This is a genomic window from Aromatoleum toluolicum (assembly GCF_012911005.2).
Taxonomy (GTDB): domain Bacteria; phylum Pseudomonadota; class Gammaproteobacteria; order Burkholderiales; family Rhodocyclaceae; genus Aromatoleum; species Aromatoleum toluolicum.
Genome location: NZ_WTVS01000063.1, coordinates 1 through 22868 on the forward strand (window position 1 = coordinate 1; position 22868 = coordinate 22868).

Annotated in this window: 20 protein-coding genes; 5 read left to right on the top strand and 15 right to left on the bottom strand. The window is 65.8% G+C overall.

Annotated elements, in window-relative coordinates:
* Window positions 1–68 precede the first annotated feature (68 nt).
* A complete protein-coding gene (locus GPA27_RS22240) occupies window positions 69–1511 on the top strand; it encodes an MFS transporter (protein WP_246261360.1) in 1443 nt (480 codons plus the stop codon).
* Here the strand turns inward: GPA27_RS22240 and GPA27_RS22245 are convergent.
* From GPA27_RS22245 to GPA27_RS22260, 4 genes are all read right to left on the bottom strand, one after another.
* A complete protein-coding gene (locus tag GPA27_RS22245; protein ID WP_169142622.1) occupies window positions 1465–2934 on the bottom strand; it encodes an FAD-dependent oxidoreductase in 1470 nt (489 codons plus the stop codon). The two genes, GPA27_RS22240 and GPA27_RS22245, sit on opposite strands and share 47 nt — an antisense overlap.
* A gap of 43 nt (window positions 2935–2977) precedes the next feature.
* Window positions 2978–4204, bottom strand: coding sequence for an NADH:flavin oxidoreductase (locus GPA27_RS22250; protein WP_169142623.1), 1227 nt, complete (start codon window positions 4202–4204; stop codon window positions 2978–2980).
* 113 nt (window positions 4205–4317) lie between these two features.
* Window positions 4318–5694, bottom strand: coding sequence for a DUF1329 domain-containing protein (locus GPA27_RS22255; RefSeq protein WP_169142624.1), 1377 nt, complete (start codon window positions 5692–5694; stop codon window positions 4318–4320).
* Between the two features lie 28 nt (window positions 5695–5722).
* Window positions 5723–7396, bottom strand: coding sequence for a DUF1302 domain-containing protein (locus tag GPA27_RS22260; RefSeq protein ID WP_246261362.1), 1674 nt, complete (start codon window positions 7394–7396; stop codon window positions 5723–5725).
* A 565-nt stretch (window positions 7397–7961) separates the two neighbouring features.
* Between GPA27_RS22260 and oah the strand changes: the two genes are divergently transcribed.
* Complete coding sequence (gene oah / locus GPA27_RS22265; protein WP_169142625.1) at window positions 7962–9089, top strand: 6-oxocyclohex-1-ene-1-carbonyl-CoA hydratase; 1128 nt, start codon at window positions 7962–7964, stop codon at window positions 9087–9089.
* A gap of 153 nt (window positions 9090–9242) precedes the next feature.
* Here oah and GPA27_RS22270 read toward each other — a convergent pair whose 3' ends face one another.
* The 8 genes from GPA27_RS22270 to GPA27_RS22305 form a co-directional block, all read right to left on the bottom strand.
* Window positions 9243–10904, bottom strand: a complete 1662-nt coding sequence (locus GPA27_RS22270; RefSeq protein WP_211165160.1) for an electron transfer flavoprotein-ubiquinone oxidoreductase — start codon at window positions 10902–10904, stop codon at window positions 9243–9245.
* 42 nt (window positions 10905–10946) lie between these two features.
* Window positions 10947–11801: an SDR family NAD(P)-dependent oxidoreductase gene (locus tag GPA27_RS22275; RefSeq protein ID WP_169142626.1), complete on the bottom strand. Its 855-nt coding sequence runs from the start codon at window positions 11799–11801 to the stop codon at window positions 10947–10949.
* A gap of 241 nt (window positions 11802–12042) precedes the next feature.
* Complete coding sequence (locus GPA27_RS22280; protein WP_256223078.1) at window positions 12043–13212, bottom strand: helix-turn-helix transcriptional regulator; 1170 nt, start codon at window positions 13210–13212, stop codon at window positions 12043–12045.
* Between the two features lie 176 nt (window positions 13213–13388).
* Complete coding sequence (locus GPA27_RS22285) at window positions 13389–14336, bottom strand: electron transfer flavoprotein subunit alpha/FixB family protein (protein ID WP_169142627.1); 948 nt, start codon at window positions 14334–14336, stop codon at window positions 13389–13391.
* A gap of 13 nt (window positions 14337–14349) precedes the next feature.
* Entirely contained in the window at window positions 14350–15099 is a 750-nt protein-coding gene (locus GPA27_RS22290) for an electron transfer flavoprotein subunit beta/FixA family protein (protein ID WP_169142628.1), read from the bottom strand.
* A gap of 136 nt (window positions 15100–15235) precedes the next feature.
* Window positions 15236–16291, bottom strand: a complete 1056-nt coding sequence (locus GPA27_RS22295) for a ferredoxin--NADP reductase (RefSeq protein ID WP_169142629.1) — start codon at window positions 16289–16291, stop codon at window positions 15236–15238.
* On the bottom strand, window positions 16288–17046 hold the full coding sequence (locus GPA27_RS22300; protein WP_169142630.1) for an SDR family oxidoreductase: 759 nt from the start codon (window positions 17044–17046) through the stop codon (window positions 16288–16290). The genes GPA27_RS22295 and GPA27_RS22300 overlap by 4 nt, the downstream gene beginning before the upstream one ends.
* 45 nt (window positions 17047–17091) lie before the next feature.
* Window positions 17092–18315 (bottom strand): acyl-CoA dehydrogenase family protein, encoded by a 1224-nt coding sequence (locus tag GPA27_RS22305; protein ID WP_169142631.1) that lies wholly within the window; start codon window positions 18313–18315, stop codon window positions 17092–17094.
* A 268-nt stretch (window positions 18316–18583) separates the two neighbouring features.
* On the opposite strand from GPA27_RS22305, the gene GPA27_RS22310 reads away from it, so the two are divergent.
* The 3 genes from GPA27_RS22310 (at window position 18584) to GPA27_RS22320 (ending at window position 20380) form a co-directional block, all read left to right on the top strand.
* Window positions 18584–19567 carry a WD40/YVTN/BNR-like repeat-containing protein gene (locus GPA27_RS22310; RefSeq protein WP_169142632.1) on the top strand — a complete coding sequence of 328 codons (984 nt, stop codon included), beginning with the start codon at window positions 18584–18586 and terminating at the stop codon, window positions 19565–19567.
* Window positions 19568–19769: 202 nt separating this feature from the next.
* Window positions 19770–20051, top strand: a complete 282-nt coding sequence (locus GPA27_RS22315; protein ID WP_169142633.1) for a hypothetical protein — start codon at window positions 19770–19772, stop codon at window positions 20049–20051.
* Window positions 20021–20380 carry a hypothetical protein gene (locus GPA27_RS22320; RefSeq protein WP_246261365.1) on the top strand — a complete coding sequence of 120 codons (360 nt, stop codon included), beginning with the start codon at window positions 20021–20023 and terminating at the stop codon, window positions 20378–20380. Before GPA27_RS22315 ends, GPA27_RS22320 begins: the two co-directional genes overlap by 31 nt.
* 112 nt (window positions 20381–20492) lie before the next feature.
* Here GPA27_RS22320 and GPA27_RS22325 read toward each other — a convergent pair whose 3' ends face one another.
* The 3 genes from GPA27_RS22325 to GPA27_RS22335 form a co-directional block, all read right to left on the bottom strand.
* Entirely contained in the window at window positions 20493–21209 is a 717-nt protein-coding gene (locus GPA27_RS22325) for a nitroreductase (protein ID WP_169142635.1), read from the bottom strand.
* A gap of 311 nt (window positions 21210–21520) precedes the next feature.
* A complete protein-coding gene (locus GPA27_RS22330) occupies window positions 21521–21946 on the bottom strand; it encodes a c-type cytochrome (RefSeq protein ID WP_169142636.1) in 426 nt (141 codons plus the stop codon).
* A 24-nt stretch (window positions 21947–21970) separates the two neighbouring features.
* On the bottom strand, window positions 21971–22864 hold the full coding sequence (locus GPA27_RS22335; RefSeq protein ID WP_169142637.1) for an alpha/beta fold hydrolase: 894 nt from the start codon (window positions 22862–22864) through the stop codon (window positions 21971–21973).
* Between the last annotated feature and the right edge of the window lie 4 nt (window positions 22865–22868).

Consider the following 22868-nt stretch of genomic DNA (forward strand, 5'->3'; position numbering starts at 1 on the left):
CTCCCCTTGAAGGGGAGGGAGAAACCCGCCGCCCTCATCACAATTTCCCTCACCCACCGGGAGTCTCCATGGATTCGCGCACCGCGTGGAAGATCTACGCCGCCCTGCTGTTCGGCACCTTCGTCACCATCGAGGCGGCCGCCTTCCAGGCGCCGGCCCTGCCCAGCCTGACGCGGCACTTCGGCATCCCGATCAACCTCGCCGCGCTGGTCCTGATGTCCTATTTCGTCGGCCTCACGGTGTTCGCGCCGATCATGGGCCGTCTCGGCGACCAGCGCGGGCGCAAGCGGGTGCTGCTGGCGGGGCTGCTGGTCTTCGCGCTGTCCGAGTTCGCCGCTGCCGCCGCCGCGAGCTTCCATGTCTTCCTCGCCGCGCGTTTCGCCCAAGGCCTTGGCGTCGCCTGCATCCTGCCCGGCGTGTTCGCCTACATCGGGCACCTCTTCCCCGAGCAGCGCCGTGGCATGGCACTAGGCATCTTTGCGATGACGATGACGCTCGGGGCGGCCAGCGGCGGCCTGCTCGGCGGACTGCTGATCGACCGCCTCGGCTGGCCCAGCGTCTACTGGATCAGCGGCCTGCTGGCCCTCGCCGGCCTCGTCCCGGTCGCGCTGCTCGTTCCGGACATCCGCAGCGAGCGCTCCGACGCGCCCTTCGACCTCAAAGGCGCGCTCTACCTCTTCACCACGATCGCCGCGCTGCTCTCGCTGCCCACCTGGATCGGCAATTTCGGGTTCCGCTCACCCTACACCGCGGTGATTGTCGTCACCGGGCTCCTGGGCCTCGCGCTCCTGTGGCGCAACGGCCAGCGCGTCGCCGCCCCCGTCATCGACATCGCGATCCTGCGCCGCACGGCCTTCGCGCTGCCCAGCGCGATCTACTGGCTGCACCTGCTCTCCTTCAGCGGCGTCGTCTACGCCCTCGCCTTCTTCATCAACGGGCGCCCCGGCGGCAGCGCCGCCCAGTTCGGCTTCGTCACGCTCTTCCTCTACGGCAGCAGCGTGCTCGCCTCGCCGCTCGCCGGCCGCCTCGTTGACCGCATCGCCCCCCGCCACGTCACCACTGCAGCCCTCGCCGTCATGCTCGCCGGCCTCGCGCTGCTGCTCACTCTGCGCAGCGACACCCCGCTGTGGTTCGTGATCGCCACGGTCTGCGTGCTCGGCCTCGCGATGGGCTGCAACACCCCGGCGGTGATGAAACTTGCCCTCGGCGCCGTCCCCCCCGAGCGCCTCGGCGCCGGCACCGGGCTCTTCAGCACCCTGCGCGACCTCGGCGCGCCGACGGGCTCGTCCGTCTCGCTCGCGGCCTTCAGCGCCTCGCTCGCCTTCCACAAGCAGCAAGGCACGCCCGACGCCCTCGCCGCTGCACTTGGCACGGTCGGCTGGCTGCTCGCCGGCCTGATCGGGCTCGCCCTGCTGCTGAGCCTGCGCCTTGAAGGAAAGCGCGCCCAGCAGGAGAACCCGCGCCTCAGCCAGCCGCCGCGCGACGGCCGGCCCGTCGACCAAAGAACGTAGAGTCGCCCAGCGACATCCCCGAGCTGTAACCTTCTCCCCAGCGCGGCAGGCCGCAGGCGCAGCGGCCGGCGGCATAGAGACCGGGGATCGGCTGGCCAGCCTCATTCAGCACCGCGCCCTCGGTATCTGTCGAAAGTCCGCCCAATGTGAAGGCGTGTCCCGGGATGTCGCCGCGGCAATAGCTCAGCGCGGCGAACGGTGCCTTCGTCAGGGGACGCAGCCAGCTGGCCGCCTTGTGAAACAGGGGATCGCGGCCCTCGGAGGCCTCGCGGTTGAAGGCCTCGACCGTGCGCTGCAGGCTGCCCTCGGCCAGTCCGAGTTCCTGCTCGAGCTCCTCCCAGGACTCGCCGACCGCCGCGATCGTGACGTCGCGGTGGATCATCGGCCGCCCAAAAATTTCGTCATCGACGATCAGCCACGCGCGCCCCCCCGGCTGGCGCAGCACGTAATGCGCGATGCGGCCGTGATACGCGTCCTCGTTGATGAAGCGCTCGCCGCGCTCGTTGATGAAGATGCCCTTCACCAGCGATTCCGGCGGGAAGAAGGGCAGCGTCGCGAAAAACTGGTCCATCTGGATCGCCGTCCCGCCGGCGCTGATGCCCATGCGAATGCCCGAGCCGTCGTCGTTGCCAGCGGAGACCGGGGTTTCACACACCAGCGCATCCGGCGCGTAGCGTTCGACCATGTCGCGGTTCGTGATGAAGCCGCCCGACGCCAGCACCACGCCGCGGCGCGCCCGCACGTAGCGTGGCACACCGTCAATGCGCACCACGATGCCGACGATCGCACCGTCGGCCGCGGTGACCAGCGCCAGCGCGCGGCTACTGCAATACACCGTCGCCCCGAGCGCCTCGGCACGACCGCAGAGCTTCTCCATCAGCGTCCGCCCGGCGCTCCAGCCGTCCTGCTGCGCGGTGTGGCCGCGGGGTGCGGGCCGGGCTTCGACCGAGAACGGCCAGGCCTGCTCGGAGCCCGACCACACCAGCGTGTCGTCGGTATGCGGTTCCAGCCATTTCCCCGGCAGGAAGGTGCCCTTGTACGGCACCCCTTGCTCCTGCAACCAGCGGAAGTGCGCTTCGGCGTTCTCCGCATACACCCGCGCACGCGCGGCGTCGGCCCCGGGACCGCCTGCCATCAGCAGGTACTTGTAGAAGTCCTCGGTCGAGTCCTCGAAGCCGGCCGCGCGCTGCACGCTCGTGCCGCCGCTGCCGCCGACATACACCTCGCCGCCCGACAGTGCGGCGCTGCCGCCCGGCGCGGCGGCGACTTCGAATATCGCGACTTCGGCACCCGCCTTGCGCGCCTCGATCGCCGCGCAACTGCCGGCCGCGCCGAAGCCGACCACAGCGACATCGGTCTCGATGTCCCACTGCGCGACATCCTCGATACGGCACGGCCGCGAGGGCGAAAATTGCTGCTCCATTTCAGGTCTCCTGAGGGTGAGTTCGGTCCGGGAATTCAGCGGCTCAGCCGGCGGCCCGGATCTTGTTGATTTCGGGATCGTTGGGCGGATTCATCACGCACCAGGTGCCGGCCGGGTGGTAGATGTAGGGCACGCAACGGTTGCAGTGGGTGCAGCCTGACTGCACCGCGCTACCGTCGCGGAACTTGTTCACCAGCGCCGGATCGTGGATCAGCGGCCGCGCCATCACGACGGCATCGAAGCCCTCGCGCATCGCCGCCTTCGCGTTCGCGAGCGACCGCGCGCCCCCGAGATAGCCCAGCGGGACGTCCACCGCGGCACGAATGCGACGCGAGTACTCAAGGAAGTACATCTCGCGGAAAGTGATCTTCGGTACGCCGTGCTGCGACCATTTGAGCATCAGGCCGGTGATTGGGCTGTCCGCTAGGACTTTCCGCATCTCGTCCATGTCGTGGTTGCTCCCGAACATGAACCAGCCCGATTCGACGTTGCGCCCGCCTGACAGCACCAGCATGTCCGCACCCGCCGCCTGCAGCAGGCGGCCCGTAACGATCGCATCCTCCACGGTCGCGCCGCCCTTCACGCCGTCGGCGACATTGATCTTCGCGACCACCGCCATGTCGCGCCCGATCGCGTCCTTCACGCGTGCCAGGACCTCTGCGGGAAAGCGAACGCGATTCTCGGCGCTGCCGCCGTAGGCGTCACGACGCCGGTTCGACAGCGGCGAGATGAACTGGTTGAGCAGATAGCCGTGGCCCATGTGCAGCTCGACAGCGTCGAAGCCCGCATGCCGGCACAGGCGCGCGGCCTCGACGAACTCGTCGGCCACGCGCTGCATGTCATCGGGTGTCATCGCGCGCTGGAAGAAGTTGCCGCGCATCAACCCGGCCTTGTTGAGCCCCGAGGACGCGCTCATCGTCGGCCCGCGCACCTTCAGCGAAGTCACGAAGGAACCGCCGTGCGTGAGCTGGTAGGCGATCGCCGCGCCTTCGGCATGGGCCGCATCGGTCAGTACGCGCAGATCAGGCAGGATTTCCGGCCGTAGCCACACCTGATTCGGCAATGTGCGTCCCACCTGGCTCACCGCGCCATAGGCCACGGTCGTCATGCCCACCCCTCCGGCCGCGAGGTCGCGGTGGTGCTTCACGAGCGCGCGGCTGGGCGCCCCCTCGACGACCATGCCCTCGTTCGCGCCGGCACGGATGAAACGATTGCGGAGCCGCAGGGGCCCCAGTGTCAGCGGATCGAATGGCGACGCCACCGTTGTCATCGCATCTCCCCCATGGTTGCCGCGGCAGTCGGGCTGCCGCATGAACAGTGGAACACCGCGGGCCGCGGCCGGGACTTCACACCCCGGACGGCCCGCGCGCGACGCGTAAAGGGTCACATCCCCATGCGCCGGGCCGCCTCGGGTCCGAACATCTGCGACGTGATCTTGTTCTCATTCAGCTTGTAGGCCGACGGCTGTTCATTGATGAGGTTGAACGCGAGGTAGGTGCCGGCATTCAAGTCATGGTAGAAGCCGACTCCCGCCTGCCAGGTCTGCATCTCGTATGCGTAGAAGTGGTTCAGCATCGAGGTCCGCCACAGCTCGCCGCGCACGTCGTAGTTGTCCGCCATGATCGGGAAGAGGGTGTCCTCGTCGACGAACATCACGCGCCGGCCGTACAGGTGACGGAATCCTTCCTTGAGCTTGCCTTCCAGCACCCACACACGGTGCAACTCGTAGCGCATGAACTCCGGATTGGCATGTCCCGGCTTCACCAGCTCCGCGTACTTGACCTTGGGCGAATGCGCGCGGTATGCGTTGTACGGGATATAGATCTCCTTCTTGCCGGCGATGGTCCAGTCATAGCGTTCGGGCGAGCCGTTGAAGATGCGCACCTCGTCGACCGTGATCGAGCCACCGGTACCCGGAAAGGACATGTCGTAGCCGTAGCCCGGCGACTGCCGCACGCGCCGCGTGCCCGGGTCGAAGCGCCAGCTCTGACGTGGATGCAGCGCGAAGTTGAAGAACTCCATGCCGGTATTGATCTCGCCCTTGTCGCGCTCCGGCAGCAGTGTCTCATTGAGGTAGTAGGACGACTGCCCCTCGGTCTTGCGCCGCACGCCCGGCTCGTTCGCCGCCCCGAGGTTGCGCGACTTCACCCGCCCCCAGTTGATCGCGCCGTCGGCCAGCACATAGGCATTGTCCGAAATCAGTTCCTCCGTGTAGGCACGATACGGGATGATCGCGTTCCAAAGCAGTTCGAGGCCGTTCTTCGGGAAGGGGAAGATCGGACCGCCCGTCACGCCCATCACCCCTTCACCGTTGTTCACGAGTTCGGCGTTCGCGGCGTTCTCCTTTGCCGTCTGGCACACCGAATCCGGGAATCGGAAATCGCGATGGCTCGGATAGACCGGCATGCGGAAGGTCTGCGGATACTTCCTGAACAGGGCCTTCTGCCCGTCGGACAGCCGGGCCGCGTGCTGCTCGACGTTCGCGGCGGTGATCACGAACAACGGCTTCTCGTCGGGATAGGCGTCGAGCGGATGATTGCCCGTTCCCTTGAACGGCACGTGCGGCGGGACGCCGAGCCACTTGCCGGAATACTCGGGAATGCTCCCGTCCTTGTTGCCGACCTTCTCCGCGCCGATGCACGTGAGATCCTTGCCGAGCCGGGCGATCTCCTCGGGTGTTCCCTTCGCGAACGACACCGACGGAAGCGTCTGGGCCGCTGCCACGAACGTGAGCAGCAGGCCGCACAGTTTCATCTTCATGAACAGATCCTTTTCGAATTAAACGCAATCAGAAGGTGTATTTCGCGCTGAGCGACACGTAATCTCGGTCGGTCATCGTGCGGCCGTTGGGGAGGTCCGGCGAGCCGAGGAAGGCAACATAAGTCAGGCCGACGGTGAAGTTGCCCAAGCGCTTGAAATCCGCGCCCAGCGTCAGGCGGCGGTCGTCCTTGCCCATGCCCGACAGTGCGCTGCCATCCACGTTCTGCGTCCAGATTGCCTTCGTCGCCAGGTCCCAGCCGTCGAACACGTTGGGGTAATCGAAGATCGCCCCAAGGCCCAGCAGGGTGGAACTCTTCGTCTGCGAGTCGTAGGTGAAGTCCTTGAACGTCCCGTTCTGTCCGGGCAAGCCGCCACTGATCGTCAGCTTGTCGACGCCCTCGATGCGCTGATGCACGACCTCGCCCATCAGCGTCGTCTGGTGCGCGATCTTCGAGGGCCCGAGGATGTACAGGAAGTTGAGATTGCCCTGCGTGACCTGCCCTCGGGCAGGCGCGCCGTTGGACAGATACACCGGAGTGCCGTCGCGGTAGCTGAGCTCGGCGCCGACCTGCACCGCATCGCCGATCTTGGTGCTGAGACTTACGCCGGTCAGCTTGATGTCGTCGAAGTAGGCGAGCTTGTAGTACGGCGCGCTCCCCGGCGACGCGTTGCGGCCGAAGCGCTTGAACGAGGAGTATTGCGTCGCGCCGGTGAAGTCGAAGAACATCGCCCCGACGCGGTCATGGTAGCGGTAGTGATACACGCCCACTTCCGTGGTCTCGCCCAGGCGGAAGCGCGATCCCAAGCCCCATTGGCCGGTGTCGCGCGGCTTGATCTCGCCCGCGAAATTCACGACGCGGAAAGTGTGGTCGGGCAAGGCATCGATGGTGCCCGGAGCGAGGCGGAAGAATTGCGCGCCCGGACCGAAATAGTCGCTACCGAAATAATCCCCCACCGGGTTGAGCTGCGTTTCTTCCCACTTGTACTGGTAGTAACCGGCGAGCGTCAGCCACGGGTTCACAGTGAGGGATGCCGACAACTGGCCCACGGGCAGGTAGCCCTCCTTCGCTTCGGTGCCAGGCACGTTGAACTTCGTCGCATCCAATGGCGACTGCCCCTGGCTGATGTTCGGCCAGAACAGGCTCTCGCCCCACGCCAGCACGTGCCGGCCGGCCTTCAGGGACACGAACTGCTCCTCGCCCAGCATCCAGTTGCCATACACGAAGGCATCGAGGATGCGGGAATTGCGACCGCTGAGTTGGCGAGTACGGCTGGTGAACTCGTCGTGATCGCCGATCTTGTTCACCGTCAGCGGGGAATCGTTGTCATTGCCGGAGCGGTAGGCCCGGTCATAGAAAGAACTCGCGCGCAGCATCGCGCCGACGTTGTCATGCTTGAGCCGGACTTCGGCCAGCGCATTCGCACGATTCGTGAGCAGCGAGCCGCGCTTGAAATTGCGCGTCCCGTCGTCGCTATTGAGGTCATTGAGGTATTCGCGCGCCGCCTTTTCCGTCCGCGTCGAGGCGGTGTAGGACAGCGTCAGTGAGTAATCCAGCGTCGTGTCCGGCCCGAGCTGGACGGTTGGGGCCGCGAGGGCACCTCCGCCCGCGAGTACCAGCAACACCGGCGAAATACTCAACGCGAGCGGCTTCGCCCGCGTCGCGAGCCCGTCCGCCTGCCTCATCATCCTTTTCTTGAACATCCTGTCTCCCTCACGATGTTGAACTCGCCAGGATCGCCTCCTCCGGCAATCGCGGCAAAAGAGCGGCAAGGCAATGGATGCCCGCCGCCGCAGCGCAGGGCGCTTGGGCTACCTCTCCCTGACGGATCGGTTGCCAGCGCCTGTTATTCGGATCGCCTGCGGGACGTACGCCGAACGGCACGCCCATGCGGAGTCAAGACCCGCCGCCTCGCGCAGAAGGGGTTCCGGGGCCGGGAGCGAGGACACGACAGAGGCAGAGGGATGCTCGCACCTCGTCCGCAGTGCGACATCACTTAAACGAACTATGCAGACGGCGCCGTCAGCGGCTCGCGTAGCGGGCGTCGAACGGTGACGTACACGGGACAGCCGAAAATCCGTCCGCGGCGCCCGCTCCCCTACCCGACCGGTCACTTGTCGGCATCACCGGAATTGGTGATTCGCGGCACCGCTCGCCCATGTAGCGTCAAGGCGCATTCAAAGATCGATTTCCGATTGTTGGATACACATCATCTAGCCCTTGCCGGGGGCACCGTCTCCCGGTACGCCATGACACATGGAGAATCACGTGAGCCTCGACTTTCTGAAACGCGATAACGAACTGAAGAACCACGCCCTGATGGAGAACCAGCACCTCGGGACGTCGGCGCCATCCGTCATTTACGAGAAGCGCCCTGTCCTCGATCCCGCTGGAAAGCCGGTCGACGATCTCTATTCCGCATGGATCACCCTGAACAACCCGGCGCAGTACAACTCCTACACGACGGAGATGGTGAAGGGGGTCATCGAAGCCTTCCAGAAGGCCTCGTCGGACCGCAGCATCGTCGCTGCAGTGTTCACCGCCGTGGGCGAGAAAGCGTGGTGCAGCGGCGGAAACACGGCCGAATACGCGTCCTACTATTCGCGGCGTCCCACCGAGTATGGGGATTACATCGATCTCTTCATCGGCATGGTCGACGGCATCCTCAACTGCAAGAAGCCGGTGATCTGCCGCGTGAACGGCATGCGCGTCGCGGGCGGCCAGGAGATCGGGATGGCGACCGACATCACGATCTCGTCCGACATGGCCGTATATGGACAGGCCGGCCCGAAGCACGGGAGCGCACCGGTGGGCGGCTCGACCGATTTCCTGCCCTGGTTCCTGTCGATGGAGGACGCGATCTACAACTGCGTCTCGTGCGAGCTGTGGAGCGCGTACAAGATGAAGTACAAGGGCATGATCTCGAAGGTCCTGCCGGTACTGAAGAAGAACGGCGAGTGGATCCCCAATCCGAAAGTGCGCACCGATACCTGGGCTGAACATGGGCAGATCGTGTATGGCGAGATGGTCCAGGGGGCGGCGCTCGAGGAGGCCGAAGCCCTGATCGCCCAGTGCAAGGTGGATTTCGAGCTGCTCGACAAGGAAGTGAACGCCTTGATCTGGCGCTTCACGAACCTCTTCCCCAACTGCCTGATGAACTCCATCGACGCGATCCGCGGCAAGAAGAAGTTCTTCTGGGATCAGCAGAAGGTGGCCCAGCGCCACTGGCTCGCAGCGAACATGAACAACGAGGCCTGGTTGGGCTTCAACGCATTCGAGTCGCGGAAGCTGACCGGCAAGGACACCGTCGATTTCGTGAAGTACCGCCAGCTCCTCGCGAAGGGCGCCCAGATCGACGAACATTTCGCCGAGCAGGTGATTGCGGCTCCCCGCTGAGGCATCGCGGCCCTTGGGCGAAGGCGCCGGTAATGCCCTTGGGCGTTGCCGGCGCCGCCATGTAAAAAGCGGAGGTGTCACGCAAGAGGGAGAGGAGGAGAGCGTAGAACCCAAAAGCGTTTGTTGCGACACCCCCGGAAAAGTCTGCCGGGTCTACATCCCTTGGTAGATCGGCCCTTCGCCGCCCTGCGGAACGACCCAGTTGATGTTCTGCGTCGGGTCCTTGATGTCGCAGGTCTTGCAGTGCACACAGTTCTGCGCGTTGATCTGCAGGCGCGCGCTGGTGGCAGATGAGTGCCCCGATTCGTCGCGCACGATCTCGTACACACCGGCCGGGCAATAGCGCTGCTCCGGGGCGTCGTACTTCGCGAGGTTCACCGCGATCGGCACCGACGCATCCTTCAGCTGCAGGTGGCAGGGCTGATCTTCCTCGTGGTTGGTGTTCGACAGGAACACCGAGGAGAGGCGGTCGAAGGTCAGCACGCCATCGGGCTTGGGGTAGTCGATCTTCGGGCATTCCGACGCGAGCTTGAGCTTGTCGTGGTCGGCGCTGTTGTGCAGCGTCCACGGCGCCTTGCCCTTGAGCACCTTCTGGTCGATGCCGAAGAGCAGCGAGCCCATCCACAGGCCCTTCTTCATATAGGGCTTGAAGTTGCGCGTCTTGTGCAGTTCCTCGTACAGCCAGCTGTTCTTGAATGCTTCCGGGAAGGCCGCGAGCTCGTCGCGCTGGCGCTCGGCGGCCACGGCGTCGAACGCCGCCTCCGCGGCCAGCATGCCGCTCTTGATCGCGGCGTGGCTGCCCTTGATGCGCGCGGCGTTGAGGAAGCCCGCGTCGTCGCCGATCAGCGCACCGCCCGGGAACACGAGCTTGGGCTGGCTCTGCAGGCCGCCCGCGGCGATCGCACGCGCGCCGTAGGCCAGACGCTTGCCGCCTTCGAGATACTTGCGGATCTCGGGATGCGTCTTGTAACGCTGGAATTCCTCGAAGGGCGACAGGTGCGGGTTGGTGTAGTTCAGGCCCACCACGTAGCCGATCGACACGAGGTCGTCCTCGAGGTGATAGACGAAGCCGCCGCCGTAGGTGTCCGAGGGCAGGGGCCAGCCGGTCGTGTGCACGACCAGCCCCTTCTCGTGGCGCTCGGCCGGCACTTCCCACAGCTCCTTCAGGCCGATGCCGTAGGTCTGCGGATCGACGCCATTGCGGAGATTGAACTTGGCTTCGAGCTGCTTGCCCAGGTGACCGCGGCAGCCTTCGGCAAACAGCGTGTATTTGGCGTGCAGCTCCATGCCCGGCTGGTAGGCGGGGCCGTGCTCGCCTTCGCGCGTGACGCCCATGTCGCCGGTCGCCACACCCTTCACGGCGCCCTGTTCATCGTAGAGGATCTCGGCCCCGGCAAAGCCCGGATAGACCTCGACGCCCAGCGCTTCGGCCTGCTCGCCCAGCCACTTGGCGACGTTGCCCAGGCGCACGATGTAGTTGCCGTGGTTCAAGAAACAGTCCGGCAGCAGGCCGTTCGGGACCTTGCGTCCGCCCGTCTCGTTCAGGAAGAGCACGCGGTCCTCGGTGACTTCCGTATTGAGCGGCGCGCCCTGTTCCTTCCAGTCGGGGATCAGCTCGGTGAGCGCGCGCGGGTCCATCACCGCGCCGGAGAGGATGTGGGCGCCGATCTCGGCGGCCTTCTCGATCAGGCACACGGACACGTCGCTGCCTTTCTCGGCCGCCAGTTGCTTCAGCCTGATCGCCGCGGCCAGCCCCGCAGGCCCGCCGCCGACGATCAGGACGTCGAATTCCATCGATTCGCGTTCGTTGCTCATCGTTTGCGTCATTCCGTTTCAAACCATCAACAAGGTGCGCAGTCAGGCCTCTTTCGGCCCTGTCTGGCGCCAGTCGGCCACGATGCCGCGCTCCAGCGCGAAGGGCTGGGCGTTGATGGTGCGTTTCTGGAATTGCGACGCCTCCGGTGCCGTGGCGAGCCAGAGCAGCACCGCAGCCGGGACGTCGGGCGGAGCGGATCCGTTGCGCAGCGCGATCACGCCCTTCTCACCGATCGTTGCCTTCAGCGCATCGGTCGTCACGACTCCCGGATTGACCGTGAAAGCACGGATTCCACGGTCGCCCAATTCGATCGAAAGGATCCCCGCCAGGCGCGACACCGCGGCCTTGCCGGCACCATATGCGTAACCCCAGCCGCCCCGCCCTGCCGCAACTGGAGGATCGCTTTCGCCGGCGCCGGAGGTAATGTTGATGACGACGCCCTGGCCCTGCACGAGCATCGCTGGCAACAGCGTGCGCGTCAGCAGGAAGGGCGCCATCATGTACCCTTGGAATACGCGCTGCAGCGTCGCCGGCTCCAGGTCGAGAAAGGGGAGATTGAGGTCGCCGCCCTGATACACGGCATTGTTCACCAGCACGTCGATGCGGCCGAATTCGCGCAACACGGCCTCGCCGGCGGCCCGCACCGAGCCGTCGTCGAGCAGATCCATGCGGATGGCAAGCGCCTTCCGCCCGAGACGGCGGATGGTGGCAGCGGTTTCCGCGAGGCTTCCCGGCAAGGGCCGGCCGTCCGCCGTCTGCAGGGCGTGTTCGTGCGTTTCGCCCTCTTCCATCGTGCGCGCACTGAGTGCGACATCGAAACCGGCGCGAGCGAAAGCGATCGCCGTCTCACGTCCGATTCCACGGCTCGCCCCCGTCACGAATGCGACCTTGTGCATGGATTCCTCATCGACCAACTGTGTTGTATGGGATGTTCGAGTGTTTGCCGCAGCGCCGCATCGTCCATATAGATCATGTCGGGCGGTTTTCGGGGCGCCCACGGACGCTTGTCTGCACGAGCAGCAAACGGAATACCCGAAGCCGGCCCGCTGGCAAGCCGAATGGGGTCGCCGGGCCCCGCACGCAGCGGCGAGGGGCTTCGACGGAGAGCGCACCGCCCACGAGGCGGCGCGCGGGGATTCAACCGTTCTTGCTGAGCGCCGCGACGCTGTTGAGCATGATGCGCACGAGCTCGGTCTGCCGCCGCACGCCGGTCTTGGAGAAGATCGAGCGCAAGTGGGCGCGCGCGGTATTGCGACGGATGCCAAGCGCCTCCGCGGCCTCCTCGAGCGACAGGCCGTTCGTGAGCTCTAGCGCCAGCGCGGTCTCGGCGGGCGTGAGGTTGAACAGCTGTTTCGCGACCGTGCTGCTGGCGAGCGACTTGCCGGCCGCATCGCGGATATAGACTACGGCGGCAGGCTGTCCCTTACCTTCGGCCCACTCGCTCGAGGGCACCACCTCCACGACGACACCCAGGCTCACCAGCCCCGAAGGCCGCGCCACCGACATCGCCTCGGCCACCGCGACATTGCCGGTGCCATAGCGCGCGAACGCATTGCGGACAAGTCGCTGCAACTCGCGGTTGTCACTCGGATACGACGCTTCGAGGCGCCCTCCGACGACCTTGAGCCCGTCGCCGGTCGCGAGGATCTCCTTCGCGATCAGGTTCTGGTCGAGCACCTTGCCGCTCTCGTCGAGTACGATGGTCGCGATCGACAGACGACCGATGGCCTGCGCGTACATCGCGCCGAGCGACTCGCTGCGGTCGAGCTGGTTATGGATCTGCAGGGCGCGCCGCAGGTGCGGCAACAGCGCCTCGCAGCGTGCGCGATCCTCGGCGGAGAACTTCGGCGCATTCTCGGGCCGCGTGATCCTGAAGCGCAGCTTGCCCGCACCCGGCGTGGCAATGTCGACACCCATGACGTGGAAGACGCCGTGCCCCGCGCACCAGTGCTGATAGTAGGAAGAACGCCGCCACTCGCTCTCCGTCATCAGGTCTTCGACCGTGAAGACCTTGTCGGCGGGCTGATTGACGAACGGCGTGGTGGTCTGGGGGTAGCTCATGTACGTGACCCGGCCGCCCCCCTCCACATCGCCCACCGCGATCATCAAACCCGTGTCCGCCTGTTCTGGCGTGCGCAGGATGAGGGTCACGTAGTTCGCCGCGAAGACGTGCTGCAGATACTCCAGCGCCGGCGCCCACGACTTCGTGTCGAGCGCCGCATCGTACAAGGCACTGACGATCCGGTCGTATTCGGCCAGATCGAAATTGGACTGCATCAGGGCCGACGGCCCCTTGGTTGCTTCCACGATCTCTCCTTCACCGGGAATTTCGTCTATCGGGGGTTCCCTCCGTCGGGGTTCCCTCCACGTCCCGGCCATCTCACATCGTTGCCGCAACTGCCGGGACACTTGCGTGCCCCGACCCGCGCGACCCGGAAACCGAGTTCCGGACCGCGATCGCATTACCTGCTCGATCGCATTACCTACTGATTCGCTCCCAGTCCATCGACCAGTTGCGGAATCGTCTCGAACAGGTCGCCGACCAATCCGAAGTCGGCCACCTGGAAGATCGGCGCATCCGGATCCTTGTTGATCGCGACGATGACCTTCGAGTCCTTCATCCCGGCAAGATGCTGGATCGCACCGGAAATGCCCACTGCGACATAAAGATCGGGCGCCACGATCTTGCCAGTCTGACCGACTTGATAGTCGTTCGGGACGTAACCTGCATCCACCGCGGCGCGCGAGGCTCCCAGCGCCGCGCCCAGGCGATCGGCCAGGGGCTCCAGCACTTCGCGGTACTTGTCGCCGCTGCCCAGACCGCGCCCGCCCGATACAACAATACGCGCTGTGGCGAGTTCCGGCCGCTCGGACTTGCTGATCTCGCGCCCGACCAGCCGCGAGACCGCCAGATCCTCACCTGCCACCACTTCCCGCACCGCCGCTGCACCGCCGGCAGAGGCTGCAGCAAACGCCGTCGTGCGCACCGTAAGCACCTGCACCGGCTCGTCGGACTCCACCGACACCATCACGTTACCAGCATAGATCGGACGCACATACCGTCCAACGCCCGCGATCGATACGACATCGGAAACCGGCGCCACGTCGAGCAAAGCAGCGATGCGCGGCGCAAGATTCTTGCCGAAGCTCGTTCCGCCGGCAAGTACCGCCGTGAAACCCTCGTTGCGTACCAGTCCGGCCACGAGCACCGCCAGGTTCTCGACCGGCTGGTCGCGGTAATACGGGGCATTCACGCTGACGACCCCTGCGACTCCGGCAAGCGCTGCGGCTTCGTTCGCAGCCGCGGCGCTGTCGCAACCGGCGACCAGCACCTGCACCTCCGCCCCGAACTGCTGTGCGGCGCCGACGGCATTGAGTGTCGCGCCGGCAATTTTCGTATTGTCGTGTTCGGCAATGACCAGAACCTTCATTTCCCGGGACTCCTCAAATCACCTTGGCATCGTTCTTGAGCTTCGCGATCAGGTCGGCGACGTCGGCAACCTTGATCCCTGCCTTCCGCGTGGGCGGCTCGGAATACTGCGTGTGCCGCAGGCGCGGGGCGACGTCGACGCCCAGATCGGCCACCGGAATGACATCCAGGGGCTTCTTCTTCGCCTTCATGATATTGGGAAGCGTCGCGTAGCGCGGTTCGTTGAGCCGCAGGTCCGAGGTCACGACCGCCGGCAGCTTCAGCTCGAGCGTTTCGAGCCCGCCGTCGATCTCGCGCGTCACGCGCAGGGTCTCGCCCTCGACGACGACCTTCGAGGCGAAGGTCGCTTGGCCCCAGCCCATCAGGGCGGCCAGGATCTGGCCCGTCTGGTTGGCGTCGTCGTCGATCGCCTGCTTGCCGCAGATCACCAGCTGCGGCTGTTCACGTTCCGCGACGGCCTTCAGCAGCTTGCCGACCGCGAGCGGCTGCAGTTCCGCATCGGTCTCCACCAGGATCGCGCGATCGGCGCCCATCGCCAGCGCGGTGCGCAGCGTTTCCTGGCTCGCGGCGCTGCCGCAGCTCACAGCGATCACTTCGGTCGCGGTGCCAGCCTCCTTCAGGCGGACGGCCTCTTCCACGGAGATCTCATCAAAGGGGTTGATCGCCATCTTGACGCCGGAGAGTTCCACTCCGCTGCGGTCCGACTTGACCCGCACCTTGACGTTGTAGTCGACCACCCGCTTCACGGGGACCAGAATCTTCACTTGCTTCTCCCACTCGGAACGTGACTCGTACGTGCCGGCCGCCAGCCGAGGGCGGGCCGGCCCCTGAGCCAATCATCGCGGGCACGGGAGGGCGAGACATCCCCCAACAGGACTAATTGGAACAGAGGTGCGGGAGTCAGCCCGGGAAGCGGACGCGCAGGCGACCCGAGGTCGGGACGGCCTGGCAGGAGAGCGTCCAGGCACGATCGAGGTCCTTCTGGTCGAGCGCTTCGTTGTGGCGCAGATGGACGCTGCCCTCCTCCACCTGACACATGCAGGATGCACACATCCCGGCCTGGCAGGAGTGCGGCGCGTTGATGCCGGCACGCAGCATCGCGTCGAGCAGGGTCTCGCTGCCGCCGCAGGCGATGGTATGGCGTTCGCCGTCGAGTGAGACCTCGAGCTCGGCCTGGTCGACGGCCGCCGCGGGCGCCGTCGCTGCCGCTGCGGCATTCACCGCGGCGGCATCCTCCTCGTCGGGCAGCGACACGAAGCGTTCGACGTGCACGGCATCGCCCGCCATCCCGACGGCCTCCAAAGCCGCGACGCTCGCGTCCATGAAGGCGGAGGGCCCGCAAATGAAGGCCTGCGCGCCGGACCACGGACGGGCGAGTTCGGCGAACTGGGCGACCGAAGGCACACCCTGCACGGAATCCAGCCAATGGATCACCTGCAGGCGCGAGGGGTGCGCTGCAGCCAGCCCCTTGAGGGCGTCGCGAAAGATCACCGAACGCTCGTCACGGTTCGCGTAGATCAGAGCGACCCGCCCCTGCCCGTGCGCGAGCGCCGAGCGGAGGATGGAGAACACGGGCGTGATGCCGCTGCCGCCCGCGAACAGGATGAAGTCAGTCTGCAACGCGCGCGGCGTGAACACGCCGGTCGGCGCCATGACTTCGAGCGTGTCCCCCGCCTTCAGGTGGTCGCACAGCCAGTTGGAGGCGCGACCCTGGGCCACCCGCTTCACGGTAACCCGCGGCCGCGCGTCGAGCGTCGGAGCGCTCGACATCGAATAGCAGCGCGGCAGATGGCGCCCGAGCACCGGCACGCGCAGGGTCAGGAACTGACCGGGGCGGTACGCGAAGCTGTCTGCGAGGTCGGCCGGGATGTCGAACTCGAAGGACTTCGAATCGTGCGTCTCGGCGACGACGGACGCGATCTTCAGCGCATGCCAGCGCGTTGGCCCGGCACTCATAGCCCCATGCCCAGGATCGCGTTGTCGACGCGGATTTCGGCGCCACTGACGAAACGCGACTCGTCCGAGACGAGGAACAGCACGACATTGGCGATCTCGTTCGGCATGCACGCGCGCCCGCCCCGGTTCCTGGCCGGATCGAAAAGCATGTACTTCGGATCGACACCCGGCGCACTCGCCTGCATCATCGGCGTGTAGATGCCGTCGGGATGCACGGAATTCACCCTCACCGAGTAGCCGCGCTTGCGACAGTGCAACGCCGCCGCGCGCGTCACCGCGCCCACTGCAGCCTTCGATGCGCTGTAGGCGGCATAGCCATCGACAGGCAGCCACGACGACACCGAGGCCATGTTGACGATGGAGCCGCCCCGTTCCTTCAACGCGAGGACACCATACTTGCAGCCGAGGAAGCACGAATCCGCGTTGATGCGCTGGATGCGCTGCCAGTGCTCGAGCGTTGCTTCCTCCAGCGAGGCGGATTCGAGGATCCCAGCGTTATTGACGACCGCATCGAGACGCCCGAAGCGCGCTTCGACCGCCGCCATCACCGCCTGCCAGTCGGCCTCGCTCGAAACGTCGTGGCGCAGGAACATCGCATGATCGCCGACTTCCTTCGCCAGCGCCTCGCCCGCGTCCACGTTGCAGTCGGTCAGCACCACCGTGGCGCCTTCCCGCGCCATCAGCAGCACGTCCTCGCGCCCCACCCCGCTTGCACCGCCGGTCACGAGCACGACCTTGTCATTGAGCCGTCCCATCGCCCTCTCCTGTCCTATTGACGTAAATAATCTGGCCGCTCGATATCACACGAAGGGGTCGGCGTTCGGCAGTCCGAGCATCACGGCGCCGTGGGCGCGCGCGTACGCGTCGGTGTTGTTGGCGATGTGGGCGCGCGCCTGATGGATGTCGCGGAAGACGCGCTCCACCGGATTGCCGCGGAAGGTGCCCGATGCCGCGCAGGCGCGCAGCAGTTCGTCGGCCATGCGGGCGCAGACCTTCGGCACCTGCGAGGCCTGGGCGCGCTGCATGAGGCGCTCCTCCACCGGCATGCGTTCCCCCGTGCGCGCACACTGGACGATCCGCGCGTAGTTGCGGAACAGCACGAGCTTGAGCTGGTCGGTGGTCATCATCGCCTCCGCCACTGCCGTCTGGGCATTCGGATCGTCCGCGGTTTTCGCCCCATGCTTGCCGACATGGGCTGCGGCACGCTCCCTGAAGCTCGCGATCGCGCCGTCGAGCGCGCCGATGCACGAGGAGGACACCGCCCGTTGGAACACCTGGGTGAAGGGGATGCGGTACAGCCAGCCGGAATTGATCTCCCTCCCGGGGCAGCCGGCATCGGAATGATCATTGGTGCGCTGAGTCCGGTGCGCCGGCACGAACGCGCTATCTACGACGATGTCGTGGCTGCCAGTCGCGCGCAGGCCCAGCACATCCCAGTTGCGCTCGATACGGAAATCCGATTTCGGCAGCAGGAAGGTCGTATGCTCCAGCCCTTCCGAGCCGTCGCGCTTCGGCAGCAGGCCGCCCAGGAAGATCCATTCGCAGTGATCGACGCCGCTCGAGAAACTCCAGCGACCGGAGAAGCGATAACCACCGTTTACCTTCTCCGCCTTGCCCACCGGCATGTAGGTCGATGCGATCAGCGTGCCGGAATCCTTCGCCCAGACGTCCTGCTGCGCCTGCTCGGGGAACAGGGGAAGTTGCCAGTTATGCACCCCGATCACGCCGTAGATCCAGGCCGTCGACATGCAGCCTTCGGCAAGGGCCATCTGGATACGGTAGAACACGCGCGGATCGAGTTCGTAGCCGCCCCAGCGGCGCGGCTGCAGCACACGGAACAGACCCGCCGCGGCAATCTCGCGCACCGACTCCGCGGGCACCATACCCTCCCGCTCGGCATCGGTTGCACGCGCCGCCAGACGCGGTGCGAGTTCGCGCGCCCGCTGCAGCAGCTCGACCGCCTCGGGCGTCATGTAATCCTCGGCGAGCACGCCCGCCACCTGATCTTCCGTCAGAATACCCATTCTCCGCGCCTCCTCGAAATCGTGCCCGCCGGCCTGCAAACATTGCACTGGGTGAAATACCCCGTTGATGCAAGGTTTTCATACGGGCACCTGCAACTCATCGTCTGAACGGACTAACGCCTGGAGGCGCGCGCAATTCGATCGAAAAGAACCCGGGGCACAGGAAGGCAGTAACCCGTTTGGACGATGCCCCACCCCCCACGCCGTCAATAATTGGCGCACACTGCCGAAGCCTCACGCGGCAGACCGTTCATAAAGGAGACAGTCCATGCGAACCTTCGTTGGCATGGCGATAGCATTGACCGTGGCGCTCGCCGGGGTCTTCGCGTTTTCGCCGCGCAGTGTGCCCCCGCTTGCCGCCACCCGCATCCCGGTCGACCGGATGCAGCTCAACAGCATCGCGCGCACCGCAAGCGGCCTCGTCACGGCCGGGGAGCTCGGAACCATCCTGATTTCCACCGACGAGGGCGCGACGTGGCAGCGGGCGAACCTGTCGCACAACAGGCAGGCCGCAATTACCCGCCTCGTCTTCGCCGACGACAAAACCGGCGTCGCGCTCGGGCACGAGGGCTGGATCCTGCGCACGGCCGATGGCGGTCTGAACTGGACCGAAGTGGCCTTTACGGAAACGAACGGCGAACCGCTGATGTCCGCCGCGCGGCTGCCTTCGGGCGACTGGATCGCCGTCGGCGCCTTCGGCCGCACCCTGCGTTCGAGCGACGAGGCCAAGACGTGGGACGAGTTCGCGATCGGCGAGCAGGAGGACTGGCACCTCAACCACGTTGCCGCGGCGAAGGACAAACAGACCTGGCTGATCGTCGGCGAGGCCGGGACGATGCAGCGCTCGACGGACGGCGGAAAGGAGTGGGCCAAGGTGCCCGCGTTCTACAATGGCTCCCTGTACGGAGCGGTGCATCTCGGCGACAGCCGGTGGGTCGCCTACGGGATGCGCGGCAACGTATTCCATAGTGTTGACGACGGCGCGACCTGGACTCCCTCCCGGATGCAGGCCCCCATATCCGCCTACAGCCACGCGGTCGACCGCGACGGCAGACTGCTCCTGGTCGGTCAGGGCGGCATCGTGCTTGCAAGCTCGGATGGTGGGGCCAGCTTCAACGTCGTGCGCAAGGGCGCGCGGGAAACCCTCACCGACCTCATCGCCTTTGCGGACGGGAAATGGCTACTCGCAAGCGATAGCGGCCTGCAGAACTGGGAGCCTGCGCCCCCCGCCTCCCCGAAGAACGCATCGTAAGCACGCAGCATGCACCGCGCGCCGGCATCGCTCCCCGGGGCGACTCCGGCGCGCCGTCTCGCCTCCCGAGCGAGCAAAGCCCCCACGACACACGCCCACTCGTCCGCTCGGACTATTCGAAAGGGACGATGCGCCGCCGTTCCCCCACGGACAGAATCGGTACCGTCAGGTGAATTCCTGCCTTACCGGAGCGGAGGCGATAATGCACAAGGTGATTCGGATCGACGAGTACCGCAGGCTCCATTCCCGGAGCGCGGAAGCGCATCGGGAAATCTGGTCCTGCGGCGTGTGCGGCGAAAGCGCATGGACCGTCACCACCTCGGGACGCCTGCACTGCCGGCATTGCGACACGACTGCCGCCAACCTTCAGGTCGCGGACGAGGTCCTCGAACGCGACACCACCACCGAGCAGGACGCACACACGCGGTGGAACCCTCTCATGGCGCCGGGGCAATGGTGGTGGACATGGGCGCGGCAATCATGAACGCCGTCCTGAGTCCGCTGTCGCTGCAGCGGGAGAACTGCGAGTTCCGCGATACCGGCGGACGCAGCGAAGAAAACAGCCCCCTCGGCTTCCGTCCCGCGTTCAAGGACGTGACCTCGGGCGCCGTCTACGATTCCCGTTTCGCCGACGGCCGGCCGGCCCCCTTTCATCTCCTTGACGGATTGCCCGAAGAGGTCATTGTCCACCGTGAGCCCGGCGGCCGCGTCGGACGGGTGAAGGACAGCATCGTCTCGGGGTTTGTGCTGAATGGGCGGTTCTATACCCGCGACGAAGCAGCAGAGGAAGTGGCGGCACTGGCGGCCGCCTAATGCCCGAATGTCGCATCGAAGACCAAGTCTGGCCGGGACGTGGCGCAACGCACAGCAGGCGTTTTTTGCAGGCCACCCGCTGCATTGTTTCCCCTTGCTCGCGAGGCGATTCTCAGGCGATGAAGCGGAATATCTGCTCGACCGGCGCGCGCCCGACGCGGGCGCGGTTCGCCGGCGCCGACGGGTCCTCGAAACCGAAGGAGATGCCGAAAAGCAGCTTCTCGCTTTCGGGGGCGCCTACCGCATCGCGAACGATTCGGGGATGTAGGCTCAACGCGGTTTGAGGGCAACTCGCGAGCCCATGGGCCGCCAGCGCAAGCATGAACGTCTGCGCACACATGCCGAGATCTGCAGCTTCCCTGAGACCGAAAGGCTCGGGAAGAAAGAAGAACGCCACGTGCGGCGCATCGAAAAACCGGAAGTTGCGCATGAAGGCTTCGCTGCGGCGCACTGCATCACCGCGCTCGATTCCCATCGCGTCGTACAGGCGCGCGGCGGCCTGGTGCTGGCGCTCCTGGTACACGCCTTCATAACGGCCGTCGTACGGAAAGTCAGGTTCAACGCGACCGGCTGCGGCCTCCGCGAGGATCCGTGCTGCCAACTTGTCACGGCGGTCCCCGCTGACGATGTATACCTTCCACGGCTGCGTGTTGCAGTTCGAAGGTGCATGAGTCGCGAGCCTAACCACCTCTGCGAGCGTCGCCTCAGGAACCGGGTCGGGGAGAAACCCCCGCGCCGCTCGTCGCGCCTCCATCACGGCAGCGAACGACTCCGGATTCGCAGACCCTTGTTCCCGAGTATTGTTTTCTTTTGGCACGACGGCCTCCATTTAGGTTGCCGGCGCCGTCGCAAGACGACGGCGCCCCGATTCTTCCGACTCAAGGTCTCCTTGCGGTAACTCCGCTTCGCGCCTTCTGGCGTCGATGCAAAGAGAATCACGGCGCACAGTAGAAGTGTGCCCTCGACCTCACTACAACGCCTCGTCGAAAAGGACTATGGGCAGCCCGGTGGTGCAGCCTCCCAGCAGCGATCTCGATGTCTGGATTGTTCACACGACGCAGATGGGGCAGCTCCGCAATCCTTCACGCAGAACTGCGGTCCCGACGTAGTCTTTGGGGCAGTCCCCGCCCCGTCGGTTCCTCATGCCGAATGGCTGGAGGCGGCCATTAAGCGCGCAATGAGCCACGACTTCATCTCGTACCAGACTTCAAGCAGCTCGCGCTGCCATGCCGGCGTGGCCCGCAATTCCCGGTCCTGATGGGCCTTGTCAATGACATAGGCACGAATGGCCTCAACCTCATCCGCCGCCAGAGCGTCGTCAAATCGCGGCATTCCGGCCTTCTCCATCAGTCCGCCCCGGACGATGGCGTCGAAGCTGTCGTAAAACACCGCTGGCAAGCGCCGGAGATCCGGAACTGTCCCTCCGCTGACGACGCCGACGCCGTGGCAGAACGCACAATAACTTGCATAGAGCGCCGCACCACGGTCGAGCACAGCGGGATCGGCCGCGATCACGCCGCTGCCCGCTGCATACCGCCAGCCCCGCTCGCCGGTATCGGCACGCAAGGCCTCGAACCACCCGTCGCCGGATCATCGATCGCGCTCCCGGACCGCACGCAGGAATCCGATGACAGTATCGAGCACCTCCTGCGGCCGTTCGGGAAGCAGGGCATGACCGGCCCCCGCGATCACGCGGAGCGTTACCCTTGCCGGGAAGTCGGCCGCAAGGCGCATGGATCGCTCCGAAGGAGCGGGCTTGTCTTCCTGCGGTTGCAGCACGAGCATTTTCGCCTGACCACCGCCTCGCCATGACGCCGGCGATTGGGCGGTGGTGGCACGCGTCTGGAGGATGCCCGCGGCCGGGTACCACCCGGAGCGCCACTCGGGCGGCACCGGATTCCCGTCGGCGAAGAACGCGAAGTGGATCGCTTCGTCGCGCGCAGGTCCGTCAAAGCCGAAAATCGCCTTGCGTATTGCCGCACTCACGTCATCGGGCGGAGGAGTTTCGCCCCCGGCGGAAAACAGGATCAGGCTGTCAAGGCGTTCCGGATAGTGGGTCGCCAAGACCCGTGCGATGCGATTGCCATACGCGTGCCCGAGGACCGCGTGCGCCCGCACACCACCTTCGGCATCGAGCACTGCCACCACGTCTGTCGCGAAATCCTTCAGGCTGGGCGCCCATGGTCCGAAGGCAGAACCGTCGACGCCTCTCGGCTGGAGTGCAAGAGTCCTGAATCCTGCGGCGGCCAGCCCGGTCGCCAACGCATCGAAATCGCTTGCCGAGCGCGCGAAGCTGGGCAGCAGGACGACGGCCGGACCGCTCCCCTGGCGGTAATACACGAGTTCTCCTGCCGCGCCGTGGATGACCACGCGCTCGCCCACGGGGGGCTGGGCCGGCCGGTCACGCACCAGCAGGGCCAAAGCGGCCGCACACAGGAATACTGCAAGCGTGCCGATGGCAAGGATGCGAGTTGCGAACTTCATCGAG

Bases quoted from the DNA above. Each gene is read 5' to 3' on its own strand.
- GPA27_RS22240 (WP_246261360.1), top strand. From the start codon at position 69: ATGGATTCGCGCACCGCGTGGAAGATCTACGCCGCCCTGCTGTTCGGC.
- GPA27_RS22245 (WP_169142622.1), bottom strand. From the start codon at position 2,934: ATGGAGCAGCAATTTTCGCCCTCGCGGCCGTGCCGTATCGAGGATGTC.
- GPA27_RS22250 (WP_169142623.1), bottom strand. From the start codon at position 4,204: ATGACAACGGTGGCGTCGCCATTCGATCCGCTGACACTGGGGCCCCTG.
- GPA27_RS22255 (WP_169142624.1), bottom strand. From the start codon at position 5,694: ATGAAGATGAAACTGTGCGGCCTGCTGCTCACGTTCGTGGCAGCGGCC.
- GPA27_RS22260 (WP_246261362.1), bottom strand. From the start codon at position 7,396: ATGTTCAAGAAAAGGATGATGAGGCAGGCGGACGGGCTCGCGACGCGG.
- GPA27_RS22270 (WP_211165160.1), bottom strand. From the start codon at position 10,904: ATGAGCAACGAACGCGAATCGATGGAATTCGACGTCCTGATCGTCGGC.
- GPA27_RS22275 (WP_169142626.1), bottom strand. From the start codon at position 11,801: ATGCACAAGGTCGCATTCGTGACGGGGGCGAGCCGTGGAATCGGACGT.
- GPA27_RS22285 (WP_169142627.1), bottom strand. From the start codon at position 14,336: ATGAAGGTTCTGGTCATTGCCGAACACGACAATACGAAAATTGCCGGC.
- GPA27_RS22295 (WP_169142629.1), bottom strand. From the start codon at position 16,291: ATGAGTGCCGGGCCAACGCGCTGGCATGCGCTGAAGATCGCGTCCGTC.
- GPA27_RS22300 (WP_169142630.1), bottom strand. From the start codon at position 17,046: ATGGGACGGCTCAATGACAAGGTCGTGCTCGTGACCGGCGGTGCAAGC.
- GPA27_RS22305 (WP_169142631.1), bottom strand. From the start codon at position 18,315: ATGGGTATTCTGACGGAAGATCAGGTGGCGGGCGTGCTCGCCGAGGAT.
- GPA27_RS22310 (WP_169142632.1), top strand. From the start codon at position 18,584: ATGCGAACCTTCGTTGGCATGGCGATAGCATTGACCGTGGCGCTCGCC.
- GPA27_RS22315 (WP_169142633.1), top strand. From the start codon at position 19,770: ATGCACAAGGTGATTCGGATCGACGAGTACCGCAGGCTCCATTCCCGG.
- GPA27_RS22320 (WP_246261365.1), top strand. From the start codon at position 20,021: ATGGTGGTGGACATGGGCGCGGCAATCATGAACGCCGTCCTGAGTCCG.
- GPA27_RS22325 (WP_169142635.1), bottom strand. From the start codon at position 21,209: ATGGAGGCCGTCGTGCCAAAAGAAAACAATACTCGGGAACAAGGGTCT.
- GPA27_RS22335 (WP_169142637.1), bottom strand. From the start codon at position 22,864: ATGAAGTTCGCAACTCGCATCCTTGCCATCGGCACGCTTGCAGTATTC.